Origin of the sequence: Nostoc sp. (genome assembly GCF_036919675.1) — a bacterium.
Lineage (GTDB): Bacteria > Cyanobacteriota > Cyanobacteriia > Cyanobacteriales > Nostocaceae > Nostoc.
On sequence record NZ_JBALCP010000001.1, the window covers coordinates 19,218 to 27,744 of the forward strand.

The 8,527-nt window shown below is 44.6% G+C and carries 4 protein-coding genes; all 4 read right to left on the minus strand.

Annotated features, from left to right (window positions below):
• Window positions 1-119: 119 nt before the first annotated feature.
• A complete protein-coding gene (locus V7K49_RS00090) occupies window positions 120-1,418 on the minus strand; it encodes a hybrid sensor histidine kinase/response regulator (RefSeq protein WP_442948619.1) in 1,299 nt (432 codons plus the stop codon).
• Window positions 1,418-4,195 carry a CHASE2 domain-containing protein gene (locus tag V7K49_RS00095; RefSeq protein WP_335204029.1) on the minus strand — a complete coding sequence of 926 codons (2,778 nt, stop codon included), beginning with the start codon at window positions 4,193-4,195 and terminating at the stop codon, window positions 1,418-1,420. The genes V7K49_RS00090 and V7K49_RS00095 overlap by 1 nt, the downstream gene beginning before the upstream one ends.
• 225 nt (window positions 4,196-4,420) lie before the next feature.
• Window positions 4,421-5,329, minus strand: coding sequence for a DUF928 domain-containing protein (locus tag V7K49_RS00100; RefSeq protein ID WP_335204030.1), 909 nt, complete (start codon window positions 5,327-5,329; stop codon window positions 4,421-4,423).
• A 188-nt stretch (window positions 5,330-5,517) separates the two neighbouring features.
• The gene (locus V7K49_RS00105) at window positions 5,518-8,061 is read right to left on the minus strand and encodes a CHAT domain-containing protein (RefSeq protein WP_335204031.1); all 2,544 of its coding nucleotides are present in this window, start codon (window positions 8,059-8,061) and stop codon (window positions 5,518-5,520) included.
• Window positions 8,062-8,527 lie beyond the last annotated feature (466 nt).

Below are 8,527 nucleotides of genomic sequence, written 5' to 3' on the forward strand. Positions count from 1 at the left end.
TATTTTTACACATTTGGGATGCTCCCTAGCAAAATGTAACTTTTCCCAATCGGCAAAGTATTATAAAACATTTAAAAAGGTTGTAGATTGAGTTGAGGTAATAAATTCTACATCAAATATTAAATCGGCAAAGTAATAATAAACTTAGTTCCCTCACCAGGAATTGACAAACAGTCAATTTGTCCATTGTGTTTATCAACAATAATTTGGTAGCTGATAGCTAATCCAAGCCCGGTTCCCTTACCTACGGGTTTAGTTGTGAAAGATTGCTCAAAAATTCGAGTTTGTACCTCAGGAAGCATCCCGGTACCGTTATCTTGAATGCAAATTGTGACAGTTTCTTGCTGATAATTAACTGATGTAGTGATAGTGATAGTGTTCGGGCAAGCAGCAATTTTTTGATCAGAGTGGTTTTGATTGAGGTCATCCAATGCATCAATGGCATTAGCGATGATATTCATGAATACCTGGTTCAGCTGTCCGGGATAGCAACTGATTGGAGGTAACTTACCGTATTGGGTGATAACCTCGATTGCCGGGTGGTTTCCTTTGTTTTGCAATCGGTGTTTCAATAGCATTAAGGTGCTATTAATCCCTTCGTGAATCTGAAACTCCATCTTAGATGAAATATCTGAGCGAGCAAAAGTTCTCAGAGAAAGGCTGATGCCCTTAAGGCGGTCAATTCCCTGGCGCATTGATGCTAGCAATTTTGGAATATCCTCTGCTAGATACTCAAAGTCCATTTGATTGAGAAGTTCTTCAATTTCTGGTTCTGGATGCGGTAGCTTCTTCTGTTGGAGGTTGACCAAGTGAAGAAGATTATTTGTATATTCTGTAATATAGGAGAAATTTCCTTCAATAAAACCAATCGGGTTATTAATTTCATGACCAATGCCTGCAACAAGTTGTCCCAGAGTAGACATTTTCTCGCTTTGGATCAGTTGTAGTTGGGTTTGTTGCAACTGCTGTAGAGATTGGGTTAATTCTGCGGTGCGCTCTTGTACCCTTTGCTCTAGGGTATATGTGAGATGGGAGATTTTCAGGTGTAACTTTAATCGGGCAATGACTTCTTCCTGCTGGAAGGGTTTGGTAACGTAGTCAACTGCGCCAATTTCTAATCCTTTCACCTTGTCTTTAGAATCGGATAGGGCAGTCATAAAAATGACTGGAATATTCTGAGTGATGGGATTGGCTTTCAGCCTGCGGCAAGTTTCAAATCCATCAATACCAGGCATCATCACATCCAGGAGAATCAGATCGGGAAGGGCATATTCTGTTTGTTCGATCGCCGACTCTCCATTCGTTGCCATGAGTGCTTTCCAGCCATATCCCTGAATCATTTCTGATAGCACTTTGAGATTGTTTGGATTATCATCTACCAAAAGGATATGTATTGGCTTTGAGAGAGAATCAGCCATCATTGCCGTGACTCCATTATTACAAATGATTTTATAAATTTACGTATTTGTCCGGTTTGGAAATTAACAGTGAGTTTGTTTAACTCAACTACGAAAGGAGCTAGCTGGCTGTTTTGTGCAATTAACTCTTCTAACATTTTCTCGATCGCCGCGATATCACCCATCATTGCCAAATGGTAAAGTTGTTGCAAAACATCTTGCGATGGCAGAACCCATTCGTTATCGGGTAACTCGCCTTTAGGAGATGATTGCTGAGGTGTAGATTGGGCATAGCTCGAGTCAACTTCTAGCACCGAGCGGAGCGTATTAAATAGCTCGTCAACCTGGAGGGGTTTGGGCAGGAATGCTTTTGCTCCTGCTTCTAAACTCCGCTGCCGATTTTCCTCGAACACACTGGCACTAGAGACGATGATCGGAATAGAACGGGTTTTTGGATCAGATTGCAGGTGAATCATTAGCTCAAAACCATCCATATTGGGCATGGCTAAATCGAGCAGAATCACATCCGGGTTGCATTCTTTTACGATTTGTAGCCCGTGTTTACCGTCGGTTGCTTCCAAGGTTCGACAGCCAATTTCTTGCAGCAGACTCGTCAACATCGAGCAGTGATTGTGATCGTCATCGACAATGAGAACCAGAGGCGCACTACCCGAAGTTCTGGTAATCGAATCCTGGGTTGGGGCGATCGCCTGTTCATGCCAGTCATGGGAAAGTGATAGTGGGACTGTCAAATCTAGCCAAAATATACTTCCTTCACCCAAGCGACTCTGCACTTGAATTTGGCTCTCCATCAATGCTGCAATTCTTTGACTAATGGCCAATCCCAAGCCAGTACCTTCAGATCGCTGCCCTGCTTCACCCACTTGCTCAAAGGCCAAAAAGATTTTCTCTAGTTGGTCTGGTAACATACCAATACCTGTATCTTCAATCTGGAAACGAATCTTGGTGGTTGGGGATTGGGAAGAATCTTGCTCAGTCTCCAGTGCCTCTATTTTGAACGTCACACTACCGATGTCTGTAAATTTGATCGCGTTGCCTAACAAGTTAATCAATACTTGTCGCAGCCGTTGTTCATCCGCTTCAATGGCAAGGGGAAGGCGATCGCTGATTAAGACATTAAAAGTAATCCCTTTCTGTTCGGCTCTGATCCCACAAATCTCGGTAACACCGTGCAAAAAGGTTCGCAGATGGACAGTAGTTGCTACCAATTCTAATTTCCGAGCTTCAATTTTTGAAATATCAAGAATATCATTGATCAACATCAAAAGATGCGTCCCGCATTCAGAGATAATATTGATTCCTTCGCGGTTTTTGTTTGTCATGTTTGGCGATCGCTCTAATACCTGTGCAAAACCAAGGATGCCATTGAGCGGTGTCCGTAGCTCATGGCTCATATTTGCAAGAAACTCGCTTTTTGCTTGGTTAGCGGCATCGGCAGCCTGTTTTGCCTCAACCAGTTCATGAGTTCGCTCTTCAACTTTTGCCTCTAAGGTTTTGGAATAATCTAATAGTTGATCGTTGGCAATTTCTAGTTGGCGATTCGCTTCTTCTAGCTGCTGCTGTTTATAGGCATTCATTGTCGCAATTACACTGCTGATGAACGCTGCTAAGGCTGGTGTAACCGGAATCAGAATGCCATTTAAAAATATCCCGTAAGCACTCCCCAGGCATACCCCACTGATCCCTACAGTTATCCAAAGAATTTGGCCCCCTGGAATCTGTAGCTTTCTAGGCGCACTGGCTAACCACCAACTACTAGTAGAACCGGTCACAGACCACAAAATAATCCAGAGCCACAGAGAAATGCTGGAAACACCGTGGAGGGTTGTTTTTCCTGTTTTAGCTCCTTGTACCAATTGATGGGCAATATTGGCATGGATAACAACACCAGGCGTCGGTTTTTGAGCAGATATCCAAGAGGAACTAAAGGGTGTGCTGAAAAAATCGTTGGTACTAGAGGCGATTGATCCAATAAATACCATGCGATCGCGCATCAGGTCTGCCGGAATTTTCCCTGCTAACACATCGCGCATGGTAACTGTGTGAAATGCTGCATCCGTTCCATGCCAGTTGAGCAGAATTTGATAGCCTCCTAAATCGCCATCGGCATAACCTGCTTCTTGATTTTGCAGTGGCTGGTAGACTTCCTTACCCAATTGGAACTTTTGCCGCTGGGCATCAATGCTTTCTAAGGTAATCCCTTCAACTTCCAGGTACTTGAGCGCTACACTAGTTGCCAGCCCTGCTTTGATCGTGTCTTGTTCTTTGGCATCCACCGCTGTGAGCAGGGCGCGACGGACAGAGCGATCGCCATCCAGTACCAAATCCGCTAATCCTACCTGATCTCTTTTTTTCAATTCTGGTGGCGGATTGACGCGCTCACCGATGATTTTCTCAACTCCAATTAAATTGGGAGTGCTGCGGAAAATTTGCCCGAGTTGCTCATGTCCACTTCCTTCGGGTAAATCTCGATAGAGATCCAGTCCGATGGATCGAGGCTGTTGCGCCCGGATTTTATCGAGTAATCGTGCTAGTGCCCAGTCTGGAATTGGCCATTTACCCACCGATTGAATATCGCGTTCATCGATTGTGACAATCACAATCTCGTTGGCTATCTTCTCTGATGATTGCAAACGAACCCATTCATCACGAAGTTTCCATTCAGGTAAATTAAAAAGCCCCAAGGACTGCCCGACAATAACTGTCAGAGCAACACTAGGACTAATGATCAAGATGCTGCAAGTGCGTTGGATGAAAGTCTGAAATCTGTGCCACATATTTGTGCCATACAGTTCATTGATCTTGGTCAGTGTTGGTGGAGTAATACCCCACCAACACCTGTTGATTATGTTAATTAGCAGATGCTATAGTGCTTTTCGTTAATACAGTTTGACCTTTCTCCAAACCTCTCTCCTAAAAAGAGAGAGGCTTTGAATTTACTCCCCTTCCCTATAAGGGAAGGGGTGGGGGTTAGGTCTGTATTCCGACTCAATTGAGAAGTGCTATATTAGCGGTGCTGTTACAATCTCCTTCAAACTAACTGAGGAAAGAAGTTCTTCCCATTGTTTAGAGAGAGTTGCATTGGTAGGTTGGGCGGTGTGCAGTGCAGCAAGTGTTGCTACACAGTCATACCAAACCCCGTTTTTACCCAAACCAGTCGCCCGCTTCAGCGCATCCTCTTGTTGCATTGTGGTTGCCAGATCAGCACTGGGCTGGATTCGCTCAATCCAACCATCAACGTAAGGCGTACTTGGACTGAGTTGCCCATCCAGTTTGAGTGCTAGGAACCATTGGTAGTTTTTGCCAACGGTTAAAGCGGGTGCATCCGCTGGTAATTTGATTGCAATCACCCCAGTTTTCCCTACAACTGAAATGTTCATCTGATGTTGCATGTTGCCAGCTTCATCCTTGAGACTGAACACAGCTTCTTGGGCATTGGAAGCAGGGAGATACACCAGAATTGTGGGACGTTCAGACACTGTTGTGCCATAGAAGCTTTGGGGCAGAAGTGCGATTAGCGCTGTTGGCCCTTTTGCTTCTACAGTCGATGGATTCAAGTAGTAAGTACCAGTGCGAGAAGCTCCCCCAGTCGCTTGCCTGGGGGCACCCTTCCCAGACGCAGGCGTAAACATATCACCGCGAGAAGCTCCCCCAGTCGCTTGTCTGGGCGCACCCTTGCCAGCGGCAGCGGTAAATATACTACCGCGAGAAGCTCCCCCAGTCGCTTGGCTGGGCGCACCCTTCCCAGAGGCAGGCGTAAATATACTACCGCGAGAAGCTCCCCCAGTCGCTTGGCTAGGAGCGCTATTTTTTGCAGGTGAGGTAAATGTCACAGCACTAGCGCTAGTCCAGGCACTGCTAGCAATTAGAGCGAGAAGGCTCAATGTACTAGCTAAATATCGACGTTTCATAATCTCATACCTCAATTGCTTGAGAAGTGATACAAAATACATTAATTGCGACTGTGGGAAGTAACCTATAGAATATCTCTAATCACGGTAATAATGGGATAAAATCTCCTCAAATATAGACTATTTGTTAATAAAAATATGTAATAAACACATTAATTTTTTATATTTAAATACGTATTATTACTTAATTAAAGCCAGTTTCCAACTAAAACGAAAGCAGACCAAAAAAACGGATCATGGAAATCGGTTTGTTGAATCATGTTTATTTGTGCCTGCCGTAGTGCTTCGGCTTTAGTGATTTTGGGTTGTCGCAGTTGCTCATAGAAGTGAGTCATGAGCATCGCAGCTGCCTTATCTTTAACTGGCCATAGAGTGGCGATGGTTGAGCGGGCCCCAGATTTGACAGCCAAACCTGCTAGCCCAAGGACAGCGCGATCGTCCCCTGCTGCTGTGTCACAGGCACTCAGTACCAGCAACTCGATTGCTTTCGATGGATCACCATCCCGATTTTTCAGGAGTTCGGACAACTCTTTGACGTTGACTTGTCCATTCCAGGTGAGCAAGAAAGTATCTTCGAGGCGGGAGCTAAACTGCCCGTGGGTTGCTAGGTGGACAATACCAGCATTACTGGATTTCACGTGTTGAGCGAGGGCTTGACTTGTGAATTCCTGGTTCAGCAATATAAAGGACGACACCGCTTTTGAGATTTGTTTAACTTCTGATTCCACAGCAGGCAAAGCATTAAAACCAGCACGAGATTCGCTAATACCACCCACGATCGCACTCATTTTGTTTTGCTTTGATCGCGTAGCCATCAGTTGCAATCCTGGTGAGAGTGCGACTGCATACTTCTCGATTAGATATTGTTTACCATCATATAAGGCAGCCATTGGAATGTTACGCAACTGGCCATCCAAAACAAACACTAATGTCTTGGTATCTTTGAATCCTTGATTGATTTGTCCTGGACGAATCAGCCAATCATAAATCTGCTGGGATAATCGATTTCGGTCTTTGGAATCTGAGACAGGATTGAGAGCAACTAAAAAATTGCCCAGAGTCTGCTCAATTTCAGCTTGAGATTTAGATGTGATATAGTAATCGAGCGGTTGCCCGGCTTTGGAAAGAATCACCGCTAAACGATCGGGCAGGATGATTGGATAAATGACGATTGCAGTGGGATCAATCTGATCAATTTGCTGAGTTTTATCTAAACAGGCTTCCCGGAAAAAGTTATCAAGTTCTGCAATTTGGAGTGCCTCAATTAATTCACGGGCTTGCACTAATGCAGCTTGGCTCGGTTGATTATCTAGAAGTAAACCGACTAGTTCTCGATAAACAGGCTCTACACTTTCGCGGAAAGAGAACTGAACATCGGGGTTGATGGCAACCAAATCCCCTCGCAGTGACTTTAAAGCTTTGACGGCTTCAGTATAGGCACTAATTGCTTTGGAGCGATCGCCCTGTTGTGTATCCAACTGTCCCACCTGCCAAGCAGATTGAGCAATGATATCGTTAGCTTGGAGTTGACGGGCAATATCGAGGGATTTCTGAGTTAACTCCTGTGCTTGTGATAACTGCTGTGTCCGACGATAGAGTTTTCCCCACTGATGCAGTGCATAAGCTTCTGCTTGAGCATCTTGGATTTGCTGTGCAGACTTGACTGTGACTGCCATGAGTTGCGCCAAGTCTTTCAAGGGTACGATTTGGTGAGAAGTTGAGTGCCGATTCAGGGTGGCCACAAAATTGATGGCTGCGTAAAGGGAGGTGTGACTGGGGGGCAGTTCCTTAAGTTGTTGTAGTAGTTGAGGTGCCAATGGGGTAGCAAACTCAGGCTTGTCGTAGTCGAGGAAAAGTTTGAAACGAGCTAAACGTGCTTGCAAGCCATCGCTTGGATTGATGGCTACCTGTTCTGCTTGTTCAAAGTAATCTAATGCCGCCTCTGGATCTTGCAAATCAACCGCAGTTGTTCCCAGACTCAGCAGGATAGAACTCAAGTAGGGTTTGGCTTCAATTTTACGAGCGATCGCTAAACTTTGCTCCAACACCTCTTGATTTTTTCCATCACCAATCATTTGTAGGGCTAAACCAAGCGATCGTAACCCACTGATTTTGATTTCCGAATCTGGCATTGTTAAGAGCTTTTGAGTCAGCATTTCCAACTGCACTTTAGAACGGCGATAAAATCCTAAACTTTGTAAAGCTTGTGCCTGGTTGATTTGACTCCCCAAACTGCCCATTTTGTCACCTGCCTGCTCATAATATTTTTGAGCTTGCTGCCAACTTTCGAGGGCAGTTTCGGCTTTGCCATTGTGCAATTGCAAATTTGCCTGGGTATTGAGTGCTTGTGCCCAGAGAATTGCATCAGCAGAGGGTTTAGCAGTTTGCAATAGTTTCAGACTTTGCTCAATAGATTGACTGGCTGCTTCCCATTGGTTAACTTCCTGTTGTGCCAGTGAAAGGTAACTCAAGCTTAGAGCTTCGTTAAGGCGATCGCCTTGGGTATGGTACTGTTGTGCTGCTGTTTGCCAAATTGTCACTGCTTCTGCAAAGCGTCCTGAACGGTAGAGGTTCCGTCCCTGTTCTAGCCAATTGGTAGGCTGGGAAGAAGAAATAACTGTGGTTGTTACTGGTAGAGATGCTTTTACAGGTGTAATGGTAAATGCTAAACACAAACTTAAAATACTGAGGCTGACATATAGCCAATGAGTTTGTTTAATTCGGAAAGCCATAAGTAATTACTAAGATTCATAACAGCTTTTGAAAAATCAGTCACAGCACAAGTGCTTAAAGAATGAGTAAACTTATATTGCCCAATTTATAACTTGGAACTATTAGACATCTTCAAAAATGAAATATGCCTTATCCATAAACCTTGTAGAGACCTAGCAATGCTAGGTCTCTACATTCTTTTTCACCGAATTTTAGATGTTTAAATTTTGGATAATGCAATTGAAGATTCAAAAGCGTTCGACTGAGCGCTCACGCCGTACCACTTCTCCTTCTCCTGACGGAGAGGCTGCGCCAACAAAGACGCTAGCGCGAACGTGGAAGCAAGCTACGCGTAGCGTTCCGCAGGAAAGTCCAAAATTTAATGCATGTCTCAAGAGTAAACTCAGCGAGTCCCTCACGAAACTCGCTGGTCTTCAAAACCGTGCTTAATGGTTTCCCATTACACGGCTCCTCAATGACTCGGCA